This is a genomic window from Pseudonocardia sp. OZ21 (assembly GCF_059359135.1).
This window is the reverse complement of sequence record NZ_JCADBN010000006.1, coordinates 316,244-334,424: the sequence shown is the minus strand read 5'-3', so window position 1 is coordinate 334,424 and position 18,181 is coordinate 316,244. Positions and strand designations below refer to the sequence as shown.

At 71.7% G+C, this 18,181-nt stretch carries 18 protein-coding genes; 14 read left to right on the top strand and 4 right to left on the bottom strand.

Annotated elements, in window-relative coordinates; genetic code table 11:
• Positions 1-21 precede the first annotated feature (21 nt).
• The 3 genes from AC5L35_RS17515 to AC5L35_RS17505 are packed head-to-tail and all read right to left on the bottom strand — an operon-like array spanning position 22 to position 3,029.
• The gene (locus AC5L35_RS17515) at positions 22-1,317 is read right to left on the bottom strand and encodes a metal-dependent hydrolase family protein (protein ID WP_495060692.1); all 1,296 of its coding nucleotides are present in this window, start codon (positions 1,315-1,317) and stop codon (positions 22-24) included.
• A gap of 59 nt (positions 1,318-1,376) precedes the next feature.
• On the bottom strand, positions 1,377-2,138 hold the full coding sequence (locus tag AC5L35_RS17510; protein WP_495060691.1) for an alpha/beta fold hydrolase: 762 nt from the start codon (positions 2,136-2,138) through the stop codon (positions 1,377-1,379).
• 12 nt (positions 2,139-2,150) lie between these two features.
• A complete protein-coding gene (locus tag AC5L35_RS17505; RefSeq protein ID WP_495060690.1) occupies positions 2,151-3,029 on the bottom strand; it encodes a fumarylacetoacetate hydrolase family protein in 879 nt (292 codons plus the stop codon).
• 142 nt (positions 3,030-3,171) lie between these two features.
• Here AC5L35_RS17505 and AC5L35_RS17500 point away from each other — a divergent pair, with 142 nt between their 5' ends.
• The 3 genes from AC5L35_RS17500 to AC5L35_RS17490 all read left to right on the top strand — a co-directional run bounded on the left by AC5L35_RS17500 (position 3,172) and on the right by AC5L35_RS17490 (position 5,202).
• Positions 3,172-3,834, top strand: coding sequence for a FadR/GntR family transcriptional regulator (locus AC5L35_RS17500; protein ID WP_495060689.1), 663 nt, complete (start codon positions 3,172-3,174; stop codon positions 3,832-3,834).
• A gap of 60 nt (positions 3,835-3,894) precedes the next feature.
• On the top strand, positions 3,895-4,347 hold the full coding sequence (locus AC5L35_RS17495; protein ID WP_495060688.1) for a MarR family winged helix-turn-helix transcriptional regulator: 453 nt from the start codon (positions 3,895-3,897) through the stop codon (positions 4,345-4,347).
• Positions 4,348-4,446: 99 nt separating this feature from the next.
• A complete protein-coding gene (locus tag AC5L35_RS17490; RefSeq protein WP_495060687.1) occupies positions 4,447-5,202 on the top strand; it encodes a GntR family transcriptional regulator in 756 nt (251 codons plus the stop codon).
• Here AC5L35_RS17490 and AC5L35_RS17485 read toward each other — a convergent pair.
• Positions 5,181-5,732 (bottom strand): VOC family protein, encoded by a 552-nt coding sequence (locus AC5L35_RS17485; protein ID WP_495060686.1) that lies wholly within the window; start codon positions 5,730-5,732, stop codon positions 5,181-5,183. The genes AC5L35_RS17490 and AC5L35_RS17485 overlap by 22 nt on opposite strands.
• 50 nt (positions 5,733-5,782) lie before the next feature.
• Here AC5L35_RS17485 and AC5L35_RS17480 point away from each other — a divergent pair, with 50 nt between their 5' ends.
• From AC5L35_RS17480 to AC5L35_RS17430, 11 genes are all read left to right on the top strand, one after another.
• Positions 5,783-6,304, top strand: coding sequence for a MarR family winged helix-turn-helix transcriptional regulator (locus AC5L35_RS17480; RefSeq protein WP_495060685.1), 522 nt, complete (start codon positions 5,783-5,785; stop codon positions 6,302-6,304).
• A 57-nt stretch (positions 6,305-6,361) separates the two neighbouring features.
• A complete protein-coding gene (locus AC5L35_RS17475; protein ID WP_495060684.1) occupies positions 6,362-7,096 on the top strand; it encodes a phosphoglyceromutase in 735 nt (244 codons plus the stop codon).
• Positions 7,097-7,249: 153 nt separating this feature from the next.
• Positions 7,250-8,476 (top strand): sensor histidine kinase, encoded by a 1,227-nt coding sequence (locus AC5L35_RS17470; protein WP_495060683.1) that lies wholly within the window; start codon positions 7,250-7,252, stop codon positions 8,474-8,476.
• The gene (locus tag AC5L35_RS17465; RefSeq protein WP_495060682.1) at positions 8,473-9,162 is read left to right on the top strand and encodes a response regulator; all 690 of its coding nucleotides are present in this window, start codon (positions 8,473-8,475) and stop codon (positions 9,160-9,162) included. The genes AC5L35_RS17470 and AC5L35_RS17465 overlap by 4 nt, the downstream gene beginning before the upstream one ends.
• Before the next feature lie 701 nt (positions 9,163-9,863).
• A complete protein-coding gene (locus AC5L35_RS17460) occupies positions 9,864-10,373 on the top strand; it encodes a 2Fe-2S iron-sulfur cluster-binding protein (RefSeq protein ID WP_495060727.1) in 510 nt (169 codons plus the stop codon).
• On the top strand, positions 10,370-11,353 hold the full coding sequence (locus AC5L35_RS17455; protein ID WP_495060681.1) for an FAD binding domain-containing protein: 984 nt from the start codon (positions 10,370-10,372) through the stop codon (positions 11,351-11,353). Before AC5L35_RS17460 ends, AC5L35_RS17455 begins: the two co-directional genes overlap by 4 nt.
• 10 nt (positions 11,354-11,363) lie before the next feature.
• Complete coding sequence (locus AC5L35_RS17450; protein WP_495060680.1) at positions 11,364-13,592, top strand: molybdopterin cofactor-binding domain-containing protein; 2,229 nt, start codon at positions 11,364-11,366, stop codon at positions 13,590-13,592.
• Between the two features lie 122 nt (positions 13,593-13,714).
• Complete coding sequence (locus tag AC5L35_RS17445; protein ID WP_495060679.1) at positions 13,715-14,725, top strand: Ppx/GppA family phosphatase; 1,011 nt, start codon at positions 13,715-13,717, stop codon at positions 14,723-14,725.
• Positions 14,722-16,362: an Rv0497 family membrane protein gene (locus tag AC5L35_RS17440; RefSeq protein WP_495060678.1), complete on the top strand. Its 1,641-nt coding sequence runs from the start codon at positions 14,722-14,724 to the stop codon at positions 16,360-16,362. The genes AC5L35_RS17445 and AC5L35_RS17440 overlap by 4 nt, the downstream gene beginning before the upstream one ends.
• Positions 16,359-17,210, top strand: a complete 852-nt coding sequence (locus AC5L35_RS17435; protein ID WP_495060677.1) for a sugar phosphate isomerase/epimerase family protein — start codon at positions 16,359-16,361, stop codon at positions 17,208-17,210. The genes AC5L35_RS17440 and AC5L35_RS17435 overlap by 4 nt, the downstream gene beginning before the upstream one ends.
• Before the next feature lie 105 nt (positions 17,211-17,315).
• Positions 17,316-18,161 (top strand): thioesterase family protein, encoded by an 846-nt coding sequence (locus AC5L35_RS17430; protein ID WP_495060676.1) that lies wholly within the window; start codon positions 17,316-17,318, stop codon positions 18,159-18,161.
• The last annotated feature ends 20 nt before the right edge of the window (positions 18,162-18,181 follow it).

Sequence of the window (18,181 nt, the reverse complement as noted above, 5' to 3'; positions counted from 1 at the left end):
GGACCACCCGAAGAGGCCTCGTCAGGCGGAGGCGGCCGCCACGTTGCGGTCGGCACTGCCCGGGTTGGGCGGCGTCGGGGCCGGCTCGTCGGCCGCCTCCTTGTGGAAGCGCCCGTCCTTCATGATGTAGTCGAGCTTGTCGCGGTCCTGCAGCACCGTGATGTCGGCGAGCGGGTCGCCGTCCACGAGGAGCAGGTCGGCGAGGTAGCCGGGCTGCACCTTCCCCAGCTCGTCGGGGCGGAGCATGATCTCCCCGCCCCACGCGGTGGCGGAGATGATCGCCTCCATCGGCGTGAACCCCAGCAGCTCCACGAAGTGCTCGAGGTCGCGGGCGTAGGTGCCGTGGGGGGTCCAGGCGAAGCCGTAGTCGCCGCCGGGCAGCACCCTGATGCCGCGCCGGTGCATCTCGCGCAGCCCCTGGATGGCGGTCTCCAGCTCCTTCTTGTAGCCGACGGCCTCGGCGGCCTCCTGGGGGAACCCGAACGACTCGGCCTCGTAGAGCGTGGCGACGAGCCAGTTGATGCCGGGCGCCACGAACACCCAGTCCTTGTTGGCCTCGAGCATGTCCATGCCCTCGGCGTCGGTGAAGCTGGCGTGGTAGATGATGTCGACCTTGTTCCGGACGCACATCTTCACGCTCTCGGCGCTCCGGGCGTGGGCGCACACCCGCTTGCCGCGCCGGTGCGCCTCCGTCACGGCGGCGGCCGTCTCCTCGTCGGAGAAGTAGGTGTCCTCGGCCCGCTGGGTGCCGGTGATCTCCTCGCCGGTCATCGACAGCTTGATCTGGTCGACGCCGATGTCGATCAGCTCCCGGACGGCCTTGCGCATGCCCTCCGGGCCGTCGGCGAACTTGGTGATGCTCTTGATCAGTGCGCCGCCGGTGACCGCGATCTCCGGGCCGTTGGCGAGGTAGCGCGGGCCGGGGATCCGGCCGGCGTTGATCGCGTCGCGGCAGACGACGTCGAGGCGGTCCTTCGCCGACGCGGCCCCGAGGCACATCGTGTAGCCGGAGTCGATGTAGGTCCTGGCCGACTCGATGCAGAACAGCAGGTGCTCCTCGACGGGCAGGGTGCCCAGGCCGTCGAGGTCGGCGCTGTTGTTCCAGCTGAAGTGCGTGTGGGCGTCGCAGAGCCCGGACATCAGGGTGCGTCCGCGGCCCTCGATCACCCGCGCGCCCTCGGCGGCACCGGGGTCGACGTCACCGACGGCGGCGATGCGGTCGTTCTCGACCAGGACGTCGCCGGGGTAGGGATCGGCTCCGGTGGAGTCGAGGATGCTGACGCCGCGGAACAGGATCTTGGTCGTCGGGACGGGCATGGTGGGCTCCTCGTCACTGAGGTGAATCTTTACTGAGAAGAATCGCGCTGGGGGTGGAACTACAGGAACTTGAGCAGGAGGTCGGTGGTGGCCCGCGCCGCTTCCAGCGCGGTCCAGTGCCCGACGCCGGGCAGGATCTCCACGGTCGCCGAGCCGTGCGCCGCCGCGAGCTCCTGGCTGGCCTCGGGCGGTCCGACCTTGTCGTCGGAGCCGGTGACCAGCAGCAACGGCAGGGCGGGGTCGACGGGGCCGGGGTCGGTAGCGGCGGCGAGCGCCTCGCAGTTGCGGGCGTAGCCCTCGGCGTCCTGACGCATCACGAGCTCGCGGACGAACGCCGCCACCTCCGGCCGGTCGCGCCGCGTGGTTTCGGAAAGGGCGTTGGCGACGACGCCGGGGGCGACGGCGGCCGTGCCCTTCTCCCGCAGGACGGCGGCGCGGTCGCGCTGGGCCTGGCGGCCTGCCTCGGCCGGCTCCCGCACCGCGCCGAGCAGCGCGAGTCCGGACACCGTGGCGGGGTGGCGGGCGGCGAGCGCGCGCACGACGAGCGTGCCCATCGAGTGCCCGACCACCTTGGCGCTGTCGACGCCGAGCTCGGCGAGCACGGCGGCGAGATCGTCGGCGTGGCTCTCCACGCTGATCCCGTCGGCCACCGGGGAGCGGCCCGCGCCCGCGGAGTCGACGCGGATCACCCGGAAGCGGTCGACGAGCGCGTCGGCCTGTACCTGGTAGAAGTTCGAGGTGCCTCCGAGGCCGTGCACGAGCAGCACGGCGGGGCCGTCCCCCTCGACCTCGACGGCGAGTTCCTTACCGTTGACCTGCACAGTGGTCCTTTCTCAGCGGATGCGGTTGGACAGCGTGCCCAGGCCGGTGACCGTGATCTCGACGACGTCGCCGCTGGTGAGGAAGCGCGGCGGGTCGAAACCGAGGCCGACCCCGGCGGGCGTGCCCGTGGCGATGAGGTCGCCGGGCAGCAGCGTGGTGCCTGCCGAGATCGTGGCGATCAGCTCGGGCACGTCGAAGATCAGGTCCTTGAGCGGCGCGAACTGGCGGCGCTCCCCGTTGACGGTGGTCTCGAGCTCGAGCGCGGTGACGTCGCCGATCTCGTCGGCAGTGACGGCGTAGGGCCCCATCGGGCAGTGGGTGTCGAACGACTTGCCGAGCAGCCACTGCTTGTGGTCGCGCTGCACGTCCCGCGCCGTGACGTCGTTGATGATCGTGTAGCCCCACACGTGGCTGTAGGCGTCCTCGCGGGAGATCCCGCGGCCGCCCTTGCCGATGATCGCGGTGAGCTCACCCTCGTAGTCGAGCTCGGAGGTGGGGCCGGGCTCCACGAGAGCGCCGGGGCCCGTGACGGCCGTGGTGGCCTTCGTGAACATGATCGGCTTGTCCGGGATGGCCTCGGAGCGGCTCGGGGTGTCGTAGCCGCTCCTTCCGAACTCAGCGGCATGTTCGCTGTAGTTCTTGCCGACGCACCAGATGTTGCGCCGGGGCTCGGGGATCGGCGCCTGCAGCTCGACGGACTCCAGCGGCAACGCCTCCTGCTCGCCGGCCCGCTCGCGCAGGACCGGGCCGAGGTCGTCCCACGCCCCGATCACGTCGAGTACCCGGGAGCCGGCGGGGAGCAGCGCGCTGACGTCGTGGACGGCGCTCCCGTCGGCACTGACCACGCCGACGCGCGACGTGGCTCCGGTGGAGAAGGTCACCAGCTTCATTGCTCACCAATCTCGACCAATAGGAACCAATATGGACCTGATCGACCGTACTTCGTCCTGGCATTGCTGTCGATAGGGGGACGGACGTCGATCAGTGCTGTTGATTGGTCACGATTGGTTCAGCGTGCTGTACGCTGTCCGGGTGTTGGCCGTGGAGAAGTCGCTTCGTGCCCTGCTCGTTCAGGGTGCGCAGGACGGCACGCTCGGCCCGGGCTCCAAGCTGCCCACGGAGCGCGACCTGGTGGAGCGGCTGTCCGCGCCGCGCAGCGCGATCCGGCGCGCCCTCGACGTCCTCGAGCGCGACGGAGTGGTGATCCGCCACGTCGGGCGCGGCACCTTCCTCACCGAAGCCGGGCTCCCACCCGCTGACGGTGCGCCGCCGGACACGAGCCCCGCCGAGATCATGCAGGTCCGGCTCCTGCTCGAGCCGCCGGTGGCCGAGGTCGCCGCCCGGGTGGCCACCCAGGCCGACCTCGACCGCATCGCTGCGTGCCTGCACGGCGGCGAGGGCAGCGAGAGCTTCGAGGACTTCGAGGCCTGGGACGCCCGGCTGCACCGCACCATCGCCCTCGCCGTGCACAACGGCCTGCTGATCAGCATGTTCGACGTGATGAACACCGCGCGCAGCCTGCCGGTCTGGGGCAGCCTCAAGCGCCGCACGTCGAGCCCCGAGCGCCGCCGCCGCTACCACGACGAGCACGCCGCCATCGTCGAGGCGCTCCGCGACCGCGACCCGCTCGGCGCCAGGGACACCATGCGCCGGCACCTGCAGAACGTCTCCGACAACCTGCTGGGTCGGCATTGAACCTCGCCAGGAGGTTGACGTGGGGTGCCGGGGACGTATCCGGCGGCATACGGTGGAGACATGGCACAGCGTGCACCGGAGCGGTCCACACCCCTCGACGAGCAGCTGTGCTTCGCCCTCTATGCGGCCTCCCGGGCCATGACGGGCTACTACCGGCCGCTGCTGGACACGGTCGGGCTGACCTACCCGCAGTACCTGGTGATGCTCGTGCTCTGGGAGCGCGGCGACACCACCGTCACCGGTATCGGGCAGGCGTTGCAGCTGGAGACCGGCACGCTCTCCCCGCTGCTGCAGCGGCTGGAGGCCCTCGGGTTCGTCCGGCGCACCCGGCAGCTCGGCGACCAGCGTTCGGTGCTGGTGGCGCTCACGGAGGCGGGCCACGCCCTGGAGCAGGACGTCATCGGCACGCAGAAGCAGGTCGGGCTGGCCACCGGGCTCGGCCGCGCGGAGAGCGCCGCACTCCGCGAGCTGCTGCACGGGCTGGCCGGGCGGCTCCGCTCGGCCGCGGGCTGAACGCCCACCCCGCCATGCGGATCCCCCTCACATGAGCAGCTACCCGCCATCCGTCTCCCGGCCGCGGAGCCGGCCGACACCCGTACCGGGTGATCCGGCGTGACCGCCCGGATCCTGGACCGCCTCGCCGGGGAACCGCTGTGGGCGCAGCTGCTGGCCGATCTCCGCCGCCGCCTCGAACGCGACGAGTTCACTGTTGCCTTCCCCGGCGAGCTGGCGCTGGTCTCCGAGTACGGCGTCAGCCGGCACACGGTCCGTGAGGCGGTGCGTCGGCTGCGCGACGAGGGCCTCGTCATCGCCGGTCGTGGCCGTACCCCGCGCAGGGCGCAGCCCGCGGAGATCGAGCAGCCGCTCGGGGAGATCTTCAGCCTGTTCTCGGCGGTGGAGGCCACCGGTCAGGTGCAGCGCAGCGTCGTGCGCACCCTCGATGTGCGTGCCGACGGCGTGGTCGCCGCGCGGCTCGGGCTGGAGGAGTCGACGCCGCTGGTGCACCTGGAGCGCCTGCGCTTCGCCGACTCCGACCCGCTGGCCGTCGACCGCGTCTGGTTACCGGAGCGGCTGGCCGCGCCCCTGCTCGACGTCGACTTCAGCCGCACCGCTCTCTACACCGTGTACGCGTCCCGGTGCGGGGTGCGGGTCACCGGCGGGAGCGAGCGGGTGCGGGCTGTGGTGCCCAGCCACGCGGAGCGTGAGCTGCTCGGCATCGGCCCGGGGGTGGCCGCTTTCATGATCGATCGGCTCGGCTGCGCCGCGGAACGGCCCGTCGAGTGGCGGCAGACGCTCGTCCGGGCAGACCGGTTCAGCGTCACCGCGCGGTTCTCGGCGCGGGACGGCTACCGGATGGACGGGGCCTGAGCGGCGAACGAGACGCCGACGCCGCCCTGCGTCTCCTCGCCGTACCGCTCGATCTCGGTGTCGATGTCCAGCGCGACGGTCTTGATCGTGTCGTCCGCAGTGAGCAGGTGGGCGGGGACGAGCCAGCTGACCTCGAACTCGAGACCGTCGGGGTCGTGGGCGTAGAGCGCCTTGGTCGACCCGTGGTCCGAGGCCCCCACCAGGGCGCCGTGCTCGCTGAGCACGCCGGCGATCCGCTTCAGCTCGCCGAGGGTGTCGACCTCCCAGGCCAGGTGATACATCCCCACCGTGCCCCGGCCGGCCTGGGACGCTCCCGCGTTGCTGCCGATGTGGAACAGGCCCAGGTCGTGGTCGTTGGTGGACGCCTCGGCCTGCAGGAAGGCCGCGCGGCCGGGCATGTGGTTGACGACGCGGAATCCCAGTGCCTCGGTGTAGAAGCGCACGCTCCGCTCGAGGTTGCGCACGTAGAGCACGGCGTGGTTGAGACGTTGGACGGGCATCCGGTCCTCCGACGAGTCTGTGTCGAACATGACGGTACGCCAGGAAATGTGAGGGTTCAACTTCTAGGTAGGCTGGGTTGGTGGACAGTGACGAGGATCGATGGCTTTCGGCCGATGAGCTGAAGACGTGGCTGTCCTACGTGGCCACGACGACGCTTCTCGAGGCCGCGCTGGACCGACAGCTGCAGCGCGACTCGTCGATGTCCCATGCCTACTACCAGATCCTCGCCATGCTCTCGGACACTCCGGAGCGGAAGCTGCGGATGAGCGACCTGGCCGCCCTCACGCAGAGCTCGCAGAGCCGGCTCTCCCACGCGGTGGCCCGGCTCGAGGACAACGGCTGGATCCGCCGGGTTCCGTGCCCCGACGACCGGCGCAGCACTCTGGCCGAGCTCACCGAGGAGGGCTTCGCCGCGCTCGCCGCGGCGGCGCCGGGCCACGTCCGGAGCGTGCGCGAGGCCATCTTCGACCGCCTGACGCCGGAGCAGGTCACGCAGCTGCGGCAGATCTGCGGGGTGATCCTCTCCGGGCTCCCGATGGAGCGCCGCGGCAAGGCGCTGATGCACGCGATCATGGAGCACGAGCAGCTCCGGGACGACTGACACCCGGGCCCGACCGTGGCCACGTGATCGTCGACCCCGCCTGGCAGAGTTGCCCCCATGGGAACACTGGTGCTGCTGCGACACGGCCAGAGCGTGTGGAACGCCGAGAACCTGTTCACCGGATGGGTGGACGTGCCGCTGTCCGAGACGGGTGAGCAGGAGGCCCGCCGCGGGGGCGAACTGATGCGGGAGACCGGGCTGCTGCCCGACGTCGTGCACACCTCCTTGCTCCGCCGTGCGATCTCCACCGCCAACCTCGCGCTCGACGCCTGCGACCGGCACTGGATCCCCGTGCGCCGCGACTGGCGCCTCAACGAACGGCACTACGGCGCGCTGCAGGGCAAGAACAAGAAGCAGACGCTGGACGAGTTCGGCGAGGAGCAGTTCATGGAGTGGCGCCGCTCCTACGACGTGCCGCCGCCGCTGATCGAGCCCGGATCCGAGTTCAGCCAGGACGGCGACCCCCGCTACCAGGGCATCGAGCTGCCGCGCACGGAGTGCCTCGCCGACGTCGTCACCCGGTTCCTGCCGTACTGGGAGTCGGCGGTCGTGCCGGACCTGCAGGCAGGCAAGGTCGTGCTGCTCGCGGCGCACGGCAACTCGCTGCGCGCGCTGGTCAAGCACCTCGACGGGGTTTCCGATGCCGACATCGTGGGGCTGAACATCCCCACGGGCATCCCGCTGCGCTACGACCTCGACGACGACCTGCGACCCACCGTGCGGGGCGGCACCTACCTCGATCCCGAGGCCGCGGCCACGGCCGCTGCGGCGGTGGCGGCACAGGGGCGCTGACCACGGTCCGTGCCCGGGCGGCCCCTGTCTGGTTCTCGACCGGGTGAACGAGCTGTGAACGACGGCCGAAATCTGTCGTTCTGCGGAGTCAGCAGCATCACGACCAGCGCATGAACAGCGCTCGCGCGTGACGATCCTGCCTACGATGCCGTCGTGAACGCGCTGCTGTGCGTGGCGATCGCGGCCGGAGCGCTCGCGCTCGGTCTCGTGCTCGGGGTCCGGCTGGGCCGCCGGCGCGATGACGCCACCCCGGCCAGAGCGGTACCCGTTCCCGGCCCGCCGATGGCGGACCTCCTGCAGCGGGTGTTCCGGTCGGCCGACGAAGGACTGGCGGTACTGAACCGCGGCGGCGAGGTGGTGCTGCACAACGGACGCGCCGTGGAGTTGGGCGTCGTCCGGCTGGGGCGCCCCGACGCCCGCGCGGCCGCCGCCTGCCAACAGGTGCTGGAGTCCGGGACGTCGATGGCCGTGGACCTCTCACCGCTCGACCACCGTGGCCGCGAGCCCGCTGCCGTGCTCGCCCACGTCCGCCCGCTGGGCGACGGCTTCAGCATGGTGGAAGCGGGCGACACCTCCGACGCGGTGCGGCTGGAGGCCACGCGGCGGGACTTCGTGGCCAACGTCAGCCACGAGCTCAAGACCCCGGTGGGCGCCGTCGGGCTGCTGGCCGAGGCGGTGCTCGACGCGGCGGACGACCCGGTTGAGGTGCGCCGGTTCGGCACCAAGATCCTCAACGAGGCAACCCGCCTGGGCAACCTCGTCACGGAGCTGATTGCGCTCTCCCGGCTCACCGGGGCCGAGCGCCTGCCCGAGATGGGCCTCGTCGACGTCGACGAGGTCGTGCGCGAGGCGCTGGCCCGCTCCCGGCTCTCCGCCGAGTCGGCGCGGATCGAGATCATCGTCGACCGGCCGACCGGGCTGGAGGTCGAGGGTGACCTGACGCTGCTCGTCACCGCGCTGTCGAACCTCGTCGAGAACGCCATCGCGTACTCGCCGCCCGAGGCCTCGGTGTCGGTCTCGCGGCGCCGGGAGGGCGACTGGGTGGAGATCGCCGTCACCGACCGCGGCATCGGCATCGCCCCCGAGCACCAGAAGCGGGTCTTCGAGCGGTTCTTCCGCGTCGACCCGGCCCGCTCGCGGGCCACCGGGGGCACCGGCCTCGGACTCGCGATCGTCAAGCACGTGCTCGCCAACCACGGTGGCGAGGTCCGGCTCTGGAGCAGCCCCGGCACCGGGTCGACCTTCACCATGCGGCTACCCGTCCACGCCGAGCCCGACGACGAGACCGGCGCCGAAGCCACCGACACCATCACCCCGGCCGACCTTGTCCGGCCAGCCGAACTGCCCGACCGCGTCGGGAGAGCTGTGAGGATGCCATGACCAGAGTGCTCATCGTCGAGGACGAGGAGTCGTTCGCCGACCCCCTCGCGTTCCTGCTCCGCAAGGAGGGGTTCACCACCGCCGTCGCCGCCACCGGCCAGGACGCGCTCGAGGAGTTCGACCGCAACGGCGCCGACATCGTGCTGCTCGACCTCATGCTGCCCGGCATGAGCGGCACCGACGTCTGCAAGGCGCTCCGCACCCGCTCCGCCGTCCCGGTGATCATGGTGACGGCTCGGGACAGCGAGATCGACAAGGTCGTCGGGCTCGAGCTCGGAGCCGACGACTACGTCACCAAGCCCTACTCCGCGCGGGAGCTCATCGCCCGCGTCCGCGCCGTCCTGCGCCGCGGCGGTGAGGGCGCCACCGAGGTCGACGGCCTGCCGGGCGTGCTGGAGGCCGGCCCGGTGCGAATGGACGTCGAGCGGCACGTCGTGTCGGTCAACGGCGACGACGTGGCGCTGCCGCTCAAGGAGTTCGACCTGCTCGAGTACCTGCTGCGCAACGTCGGCCGGGTGCTCACCCGCGGCCAGCTGATCGACCGCGTCTGGGGCGCCGACTACGTCGGCGACACGAAGACCCTCGACGTCCACGTGAAGCGGCTGCGCTCCAAGGTGGAGGCCGACCCGTCGGCGCCCAAGCACCTGGTCACCGTCCGTGGTCTCGGATACAAGTTCGAGAGCTGACTCCACGGGAAACGATTCGGGTGATCGGGATTGGTGAGGTGATTGCGGCGACGAGGTCCTGACCGATCTGGCCGTCCTCCGGACTGTGGGCTTTGCGGATCTTTATCCTGACGAGGGGAGCCGCGACGTTCCACGCCGAGGGCCGTCATGACCGGAAAGTCCTTTTATGGGCCGGACCTGCGTGACCGTGACGGTCCTTTTCGCGTTCATGCCGGTGGGGCAGATATGGGCCCTCTCGGCCCGGCGAGTGACGGCGTGCCGTGTGCGGTCGGCACGGCCGGCAGCTACGGAGGAGCCGTGCCGGACGGGTGGTCCGAGCGAGCGTAGGCACGTCCGGGCCGGCCGGGAGTTCGAGGGACGACGGCGGAACGCCGTCGCGGTCGGAGTATTCATCGGCGGCTGAACGAATGACCGGAACGATTCATCCGGAGCAGCCACACCGGTACGATCACTGCGAATTGCGCCGTGAACCTGGTTTTGGCACGCGGCACTAGCGATGTGAGGGTCTTCTGGGAGACCCTGAGTCGTCGTGGTGGCGTGGCCACAATCGGCGACGTCCATTCGGGCAAGATCCGATCGCACAGATCACGAAGCTGTGATGGTGCGGCGGGATCACGGCCAGAAGGAGGACGGTGTTGACCGCATCGAATACCGACGAGACCGACATCGAGCCGAGGTTGCGGGACGTCCCCGAACTCTCGATGATCACGTTGCGCATCAACGGGAGTGCGCAGGACCTCGAGGTGGATACGCGCACGACGTTGCTCGACGCACTGCGCGAACATCTGGGCCTGACCGGCACCAAGAAGGGATGCGACCACGGGCAGTGCGGCGCCTGCACGGTGCTGGTCAACGGTCGGCGTATCAACTCCTGTCTGACGCTCGCCGTGATGCACGAGGACGACGAGATCGTGACGATCGAGGATCTGGGTGAGCCCGGCCACCTGCACCCCCTGCAAGCCGCATTCGTCGAGTGCGACGGCTTCCAGTGCGGCTACTGCACGTCCGGCCAGATCTGTTCCGCCGTCGGCATGCTCGCCGAGGCGGCCGCCGGGTGGCCCAGCCACGCCACGGCAGACGTGTCGTCCTCGCAGATCGCGTTGACCGACGAGGAGATCCGCGAGCGCATGAGCGGCAACGTCTGCCGGTGCGCCGCCTATCCGAACATCGTCGCGGCCATCCGTGTCGTCGCCGATGGAGGCCCGGAATGAGGCCCTTCACCTACGAGCGGGCGACGGATGTGCCGGGCGCGTGTGCCGCCGCGTCCAGGCCGGGTGCCACGTTCATCAGCGGCGGCACCAACCTGCTCGACCTGATGAAGCTCGAGATCGAGCGGCCGAGCCATCTGGTGGACATCAGCAGGCTGCCCCTGGCCGATGTCGACGAACTGCAGGACGGCGCACTGCGCATCGGCGCCCAGGCGGCGAACGCGGACGTGGCGGCCGACCCGCGGGTGCGCACCCGGTACCCGGTGTTGACCGAGGCGCTGGTGGCAGGCGCCTCGGGCCAACTGCGCAACAAGGCGTCCATCGGCGGCAACCTGGTGCAGCGCACCCGGTGTCCCTACTTCTACGACACGGCCGCCGGCTGCAACAAGCGGGATCCGGGCTCCGGATGTTCGGCGATCGGCGGGTTCAACCGGATACACGCGGTACTGGGCGCCAGCGACTCCTGCATCGCCACCCACCCCTCGGACATGGCCGTTGCGATGAGCGTGCTGGACGCGCAGATCGAACTGCTCGACGCCGACGGGTTCGCGCACCGCGTCGCCATCTCGGACTTCCATCGCCTGCCGGGTGACACGCCGCACGTCGAGACCGTGCTGCGGCCGGGCGAGATGATCACGGCGGTGCTCCTGCCCCCGCCGCCGCCGGGCCGGCAGCGGTACCGCAAGGTGCGGGACCGGGCGTCCTACGAGTTCGCGCTGGTCTCCGTGGCAGCGATCGTCGCCACGGATCGGGGGACGATCAGCAGCGCCCGCGTGGCGTTCGGCGGTGTGGCGCACAAGCCGTGGCGGTCCGTGGAGGCCGAGGCACTCCTGGCGGGCCGCCCGGCCACGATGGACACCTACCGCGCCGCCGCCGAGACGGCGATGCGCGACGCCGTCGGGCAGGGCCAGAACGACTTCAAGATCGAACTGGCCCGGCGCACGCTCTGCCGCACGCTGGCGCAAGCGGCCCAGGCGAGCTGAGGAGCCCACGATGATCGGACAAGCTCTCAACCGCGTCGACGGCCCGCTGAAGGTCACCGGCCGGGCCACGTACGCCTACGAGCACCGGGACGGTGACCAGCCCCTCTACGGTTTCATCGTCGGGGCGACGATCGGCAGAGGACGTGTCACCGGGATCGACACCACGCGCGCCGACGGCTCTCCCGGGGTGCACCTGGTGATGACCCATCAGAACGCGCCGGCACAGGGTGCCCGCGATCTGTCCATCCCCTTCGAGTACTGGCGCGCCTATCCGACGCTGAGCTCGCCTGATGTCCATCATTTCGGGGAGCCCGTTGCGCTGGTTGTCGCTGCGACGTTCGAGCAGGCCAGAACGGCGGCCAATCTCGTCGATGTCGAGTACGCCGCAGAGGCGGGATCGTACGACTTCGCAGCCTGCCAAGATCAGGCGTACGCGCCGGAGAGCTTGATCTTCGGCATGCCGGCCGACACCGCGGTGGGCGACGTCGATGCCGGGTTCCGAACCGCCGCGGTCCAGGTCGACGAGCGGTACACCACGCCGTACGAGTTCTCCCAGCCGATGGAGCCGCAGGCGTGCCTGGTGGTGCCGCGCGGGGACGACCTGGTCGTGTACACGAGCTGTCAGATCGTCGACGCGGCTCGTGCCTCGGTCGCGGCCACGCTCCAGCTCGACCCGGAGCGGGTTCATGTCGTCACCCCGTACGTCGGCGGGGGTTTCGGTTCCAAGCTGCGGATCCACTACGAGACGATCCTGGCCGCGTTCGCCGCCCGGGCTCTGGACCGGCCGGTCAAGGTGGCGCTCACCCGGCAGCAGGTCTTCAGCTCCGTCAGCGTGCGTCCCACGTCGAGCCAGCGGGTTCGGCTGGGTGCGGAGCGCGACGGTCGGCTGGTCGCGATCGCGCACGACGTCACGATGCACACGAACCGGCACGTGGAGTTCATCGAGCCGACCGCCACCACGACCCGCAGCCTGTACGCCGCGCCCCACCGGTCGACCAGTACCCGGCTGGTTCCGCTCGACGTGCTGCGCGGGGAGGACGTCCGCGCGCCGGGCGAGGCGCCCGGTCTCCTGGTGGTCGAGTCGGCGGTGGACGAGCTGGCCCACGCGCTGAGGATGGACCCGGTCGAGCTGCGGATCCGGAACGAGCCCACCGTCGATCCCGAGCGCGGCGTGCCGTACAGCGACCGGCACCTGGTGGAGTGCCTGCGCGACGGGGCCGACCGGTTCGGCTGGGAGCGGCGCTCGGCCGAGCCCGCACGTCGACGTGATGGGCGGTGGCTGGTCGGTTACGGGGTGGCCGCCGCCATCCGCGTGCACCTGCAAGGTCCGACGAAGGCCGCGGTGCGGCTGGGAGCGGACGGGATCGCCGTCGTCGAGTCGGACATGACCGACATCGGCACGGGGACCTACACGATCCTGACGCAGGTGGCGGCCGAAGGGCTCGGGCTGCCGCCCGATCGGGTGCGGGTCGAGCTCGGCCGTTCCGAGTTCCCGGTCAGCGTGGGCTCCGGCGGATCGTGGGGCGCCGGCAACTCGAGCACCGCTGTCCACCTCGCGTGCACGGCCCTGCGCGAGAAGCTGCTGGCCTCGGCCACCGGCGATGCGCGCTCCCCGCTGCACGGCCTGGATCCGGGAGACGCGGTGTTCTCGGGCGGGAGTGTGAGCGTCGGTGGCGCGTCCGAGGCGCTGGGCGAGATCGTCGCTCGCAACTACCCCGAAGGCGTGGAGGCGGAGGGGGAGACCGTGCTCCTGACGGAGGTGCCGGAGTACGGGGCATACGCGATCCATACCTACGGTGCCCACTTCGCCGAGGTGGGCGTCGACGTCGACACCGCCGAGATCCGGCTCCGGCGGATGCTGGGCGTGTTCTCGGTGGGGCGCGTCCTCAACGCCAAGACGGCGCGCTCGCAGCTGATCGGCGGCATGATCTGGGGTGTGAGCGCGGCCCTCGCGGAAGAGGGGGTCGTGGACATGCGGTCCGGTGCCTTCGTCAACCGGGACCTGGCCCAGTACCTGGTGCCCGTCCACGCCGACATTCCCGAGATCGACGCCGTCATGCTCGACGGGTTCGACGACAAGGCCAACGTCCTCGGTGTGAAGGGACTCGGCGAGCTGGGCATCTGCGGGGCCGGTGCGGCGGTCGCCAACGCGGTGTTCAACGCCACGGGGGTGCGGGTACGTGATTTTCCGATCACTATCGAGAAGGTGCTGCCGGGTCTGCCGCTGATGGAGGTCTGACGGCACGGACGCCGACGTCAGGGGCATGCACGAATGTCGGTGGTGGCTACCGGTGACCGTTCGTTGCTCGTTGTCACGGGTTCGGTCACGAGTACGTCACGTGCGCGCAGTAGCCTGATCACGTGCGTCTCGGTGTGCTTGACGTCGGTTCCAACACCGTCCACCTCCTCGTGGTGGACGCGCATCGTGGTGGCCACCCCACTCCGATGACGTCGGACAAGGTGGAACTGCGGCTGGCGGAGCACCTCGATGCGGCGGGCGCGCTCACCACGGCGGGCGCGGAGGCGCTCGTGGGCGCCGTGCAGCGGGCGAGTGACGCGGCGGCCGAGGCCGGCTGCGCCGACCTGCTCGCGTTCGCCACCTCGGCCCTGCGTGACGCCACGAACTCCTCGGCCGTACTGGCCGAGGTGCGCGACCGGACGGGGGTCTCCCTCGAGGTGCTCCCCGGCGAGGACGAGGCCCGCTACACCTTCCTCGCGGTGCGTCGCTGGTACGGCTGGTCGGCAGGCAGGTTGCTCGTGCTCGACATCGGGGGCGGCTCGCTGGAGCTCGCGGCCGGGCTCGACGAGCACGCCGACGTCGCCGAGTCGCTGCCGATGGGCGCCGGACGGCTCACCCGCCAGTGGTTCCACTCCGACCCGCCGTCCCGCCGCGAGATCGACCGGCTCCGTGAGCACGTCGACGCCCAGCTCGCGCCGGTGGCCCGCAGGCTGCGCCGCGCCGGGGCGCCGGACCTCGCGGTCGGCACGTCCAAGACCTTTCGTTCACTGGCCCGGCTCACCGGCGCGGCACCGTCGAGTGCTGGTCCGCGGGTCCACCGGGTGCTCACGCGGGTGGGGCTGCGGCAGCTGGCCGCGTTCATCACCCGGATGTCCTCCGGCGATCTGGCCGAGCTCGAGGGCGTCAGCCCCAGCCGGTCGCATCAGCTGGTGGCAGGGGCACTCGTCGCCGAGGCGTCGATGCGGGCGTTACAGGTCTCCCAGCTCGAGATCTGCCCGTGGGCGTTGCGGGAAGGTGTCATTCTCCGCAGACTCGACACGCTCGATGGAATGTCCCGTATAGACCGCTCGGCGCAGGAAGCCCCTGGTGGACTTGGTAGCTTGACCGCGTACGAGGCACGGTGGACTGGATGAGTTCCGATACCGACCACCCGCGTCAGCGCACTGTCGCCGAGCTGCTCGCAGAGCACGGCGACACCGGTGCGACCGGTCGTCGTCGTCGCCGTCGGGCCGCTGACGACGTACCGGGTGAGGAGGCTGCGCCGCCGACCCCGTCGAGCAACGGCTCCGGGTCGTTCGCGGCGCAGTGGCAGTCGGCGGAGCCCGACCGGTCGATGCTGCGGGAGCGGGTGCCGGCACCTGCCCAGCCGTCGTCGCACCGGCAGCCGGAGCGGGAGCCGCAGCCGTGGGAGTCCGCGGGCGAGCAGCGCCGGGCGCGGGAGCCGCAGCCCTGGGAGGCCCAGCCGCGCGAGCAGCAGCCGTGGGAGCCCCAGCCGCGCGAGCAGCAGCCGTGGGAGCCCCAGTCTCGCGAACCCCAGCAGCGCGAAGCGCAGTCCCGGGAACCCCTCGCCCGCGAGCCCCGGCCCTGGGAGGCGCAGCCGCGCGAGCCGCAGCCGCGGGAGCCTCGGGTCCGGGAGCCCCAGCCGTGGGAGGCCCAGCCACGGGAGCCGTTGTCGCGGGAGCCCCAGCCGTGGGAGGCGCAGCCGCGCGAGCCGTTGGGGCGCGAGCCGTTGCAGCCCCGGCAGCGCGACCAGCAGCCGTGGCAGGCGGGAGCGCGTGAGCCTCTCTCCCGTGAGCCCCAGGGCCGGGAGTTCCCGCCGCGCGAGCCCCAGCCACAGCCCCAGATCCGGACGCCCCAGCCGCGGGAACCCCAGGTCCAGCCGCGTGAGGGCCGACGGGAGGCCGTGGCGTGGGAGTCTCGGCCCCGCGAGGCACTGGCTCCGCCCGTCCCGAAGCCCGAGCCCGGTCGGGTCGCGCCCCCGGTGCCCCGTCCCGCGGCTCCGGCCACCGGCCGTTCGCCGCTCGACAACCCGGTGCGGGAACACCCCACCCAGAAGATGTCGCCCGTGCGCGACGGCCGTCCCGGGGTGCTCGACCCACTCGCCCCCAGCCGCGCCGCGTCCCGGGGTCCCGGCGGCCCCACCGACCTCGCCCCTCCCGGACGTCCGGAGTATGGCGCTCCCGCCGTCGGCGACCGCGACTCCGACGACGACGGGCCGCCCACGGAGATCGGCATGGCCCCCGTCGGCGCGGAGGACTGGCACCGCGACCGCACCCGCGAACGGCGCGGCGCACCCGCCGACGACGGCGGGCCGCCCACGGAGGCCTCGGCGCCCGTCGACTTCGACGACCATCCGGCCGGGCTCGGGGGCGCCGATCTCGACGACTTCCACGGCGACCAGGACTACCGCGACGACCTGGACGACCAGGAGCCCGGCGAGCAGGACGGCGACCAGGACCAGCGGGGCGGGCGCCGTCAGCGGCCGGGTATGCAGAAGCTGGCCGACTCCGCGGGCCAGGTGTGGGCCGCGGTGGTGGCCCAGTGGATCATCGGCGCCATCGGTGGTGCCGCTCTCTGGGTCGGCTTCCGTTTCCTGTGGCGCAGCCTTCCCGTCGTGGCGCTGGCCGCGGCAGTGCTCGTCACCGTGGGTCTCGTCGTGGTCGTCCGCGCGCTCCTGCGCAACAGCGACCTGCGCACCACGGTGTTCGCGGTGCTCGTCGGCCTGCTTCTGACGGTGTCACCGGCGATTCTCGTGCTCGTGGGGAGATGACGCCCGTGCAGCCCGTGGTCCGGCCGACCGCGCCCGTCGCCCTCTCCACGGCCTCGGTCTACCCGGAGCCGACGGCGGCGGCGTTCGAGCTGGCCGCCGAGCTCGGGTACGACGGCGTGGAGCTGATGGTCTGGTCCGACCCGGTGAGCCAGGACATCGCCGCGGTCGCCCGGCTCGCCGACCGGTACGGCGTGCCCGTGCTGGCCGTGCACGCCCCGTGTCTCGCTGTCACGCAGCGGGTGTGGAACGCCGACCCGATCGTCCGCATCCGGCGCTCGGTGGCCGCGGCGGCCACCCTCGAGGCGCACACCGTCGTGATCCACCCCCCGTTCCGCTGGCAGCGCCGGTACGCGAGGGAGTTCGCCGACGAGGTCGCACGCGCCGGGGAGCACGTCGACGTCGCGCTCGCAGTGGAGAACATGTACCCGGTCGTCCGGTCCGGCGTGCGCACGGTGCCCTACAGCCCGGGGTTCGACCCCACCGCGGTCGGGCACTCGCACTACACGCTCGACCTCTCCCACACTGCGGCAGCGGGCTCCGACGCGCTCGCCATGCTCGACCGGATGGGCGCGGGCCTCACCCACGTCCACCTCGCCGACGGCAGCGGGGCCGCTCGTGACGAGCACCTCGTCCCGGGTCGTGGCACCCAGCCGTGCGCCGAGGTGTGCGAGCGGCTCACCGCCAGCGGATTCGGCGGCGTGGTCGTCGTCGAGGTGAGCACCCGGCGCTGCCGCACCCGCTACGACCGCACCGCGGTGCTGGCCGAGTCGCTGCTGTTCGCCCGGCTGCACCTGCAGCCGACGGCAGGCGCGCGCCGGGTGCCGAAGCCCGCCCGCTCCTCGCGGTAGACGCAGCTCACACCCGCGTCCGCTGTGGCGGGGCGGCCCGCGGTGATAGTTCTGGGAAATGCCCGGTGGAGATTGTCGTCCGATTGCCCGTCCGGGCGTGACCCGGTGACGGCAGGCGCGGACGTCCGGTCGTCGAGCGGCCCGTCGGCCCTGCCGTTCCGCGATGCCACCGCGATCGAGGCCCTCGGGGACGGCCGCTATTCGGCTGAGCTCGGACACGGCTTCGTCCTGGGTCCCAAGGCGCACGGCGGCCTGCTGATGGCGCTGCTGACCAAGGCGGGGCTGGCCAGGCTCGACGGTGACACCCCGGGGGCGGCCCCCGACCCGCTGTCGGTGGCGACGGACTTCCTCCGCGCTCCTGCCCTCGGTCCGGTGGAGCTGACCACCGAGGTGCTCAAGCGGGGCCGCACCACCTCGGTCGTGGCGGTCCGGATGAACCAGGGCGGCACGGCGATGCTGACGGCCACGGTGACCGCCGGCCACCTCCCTGACGACCCACCGCGCTGGACGGACCTGCCCGACCTCCCTGCGGAGCCGCCTGCCGACGCGATCGACCCCGGTGTCGGCGAGGGGCCGATCACGCTGGCCGGCTCCTGCGAACTGAGGCTCGACGCCCGGACGGTGACCTCCCGGCGAGGGGAGACGGGGCGGCCCGTCGTGCGCGGCTGGGCCCGCCCGCGTGGTGAGCCCACGGACGTCCTCTTCGCCGTGCTGGCCGGCGACGTCCTGCCGCCGTCGGTGTTCAACCTGGGCGGCACCCTCGGCTGGGCGCCCACCGTGCAGCTCACCGCTCTGCTGCGGGCGCGCCCCGCGCCGGGCTGGCTGCGGTTGGAGTCGCGGTCGAGCGCCGTCGTGGGGCCGTGGTTCGACGAGGACGTCACCGTGATCGACGCCGCGGGCCGCCTGGTCTGTCAGGCCAGGCAGCTGGCGCTGGCACCGCTCGCCCGCTGACCCGACCCCGGCCCCGGACC

Bases quoted from the DNA above. Each gene is read 5' to 3' on its own strand.
- AC5L35_RS17515 (WP_495060692.1), bottom strand. From the start codon at position 1,317: ATGCCCGTCCCGACGACCAAGATCCTGTTCCGCGGCGTCAGCATCCTC.
- AC5L35_RS17505 (WP_495060690.1), bottom strand. From the start codon at position 3,029: ATGAAGCTGGTGACCTTCTCCACCGGAGCCACGTCGCGCGTCGGCGTG.
- AC5L35_RS17495 (WP_495060688.1), top strand. From the start codon at position 3,895: ATGGCACAGCGTGCACCGGAGCGGTCCACACCCCTCGACGAGCAGCTG.
- AC5L35_RS17485 (WP_495060686.1), bottom strand. From the start codon at position 5,732: ATGTTCGACACAGACTCGTCGGAGGACCGGATGCCCGTCCAACGTCTC.
- AC5L35_RS17475 (WP_495060684.1), top strand. From the start codon at position 6,362: ATGGGAACACTGGTGCTGCTGCGACACGGCCAGAGCGTGTGGAACGCC.
- AC5L35_RS17465 (WP_495060682.1), top strand. From the start codon at position 8,473: ATGACCAGAGTGCTCATCGTCGAGGACGAGGAGTCGTTCGCCGACCCC.
- AC5L35_RS17460 (WP_495060727.1), top strand. From the start codon at position 9,864: ATGATCACGTTGCGCATCAACGGGAGTGCGCAGGACCTCGAGGTGGAT.
- AC5L35_RS17455 (WP_495060681.1), top strand. From the start codon at position 10,370: ATGAGGCCCTTCACCTACGAGCGGGCGACGGATGTGCCGGGCGCGTGT.
- AC5L35_RS17450 (WP_495060680.1), top strand. From the start codon at position 11,364: ATGATCGGACAAGCTCTCAACCGCGTCGACGGCCCGCTGAAGGTCACC.
- AC5L35_RS17440 (WP_495060678.1), top strand. From the start codon at position 14,722: ATGAGTTCCGATACCGACCACCCGCGTCAGCGCACTGTCGCCGAGCTG.
- AC5L35_RS17435 (WP_495060677.1), top strand. From the start codon at position 16,359: ATGACGCCCGTGCAGCCCGTGGTCCGGCCGACCGCGCCCGTCGCCCTC.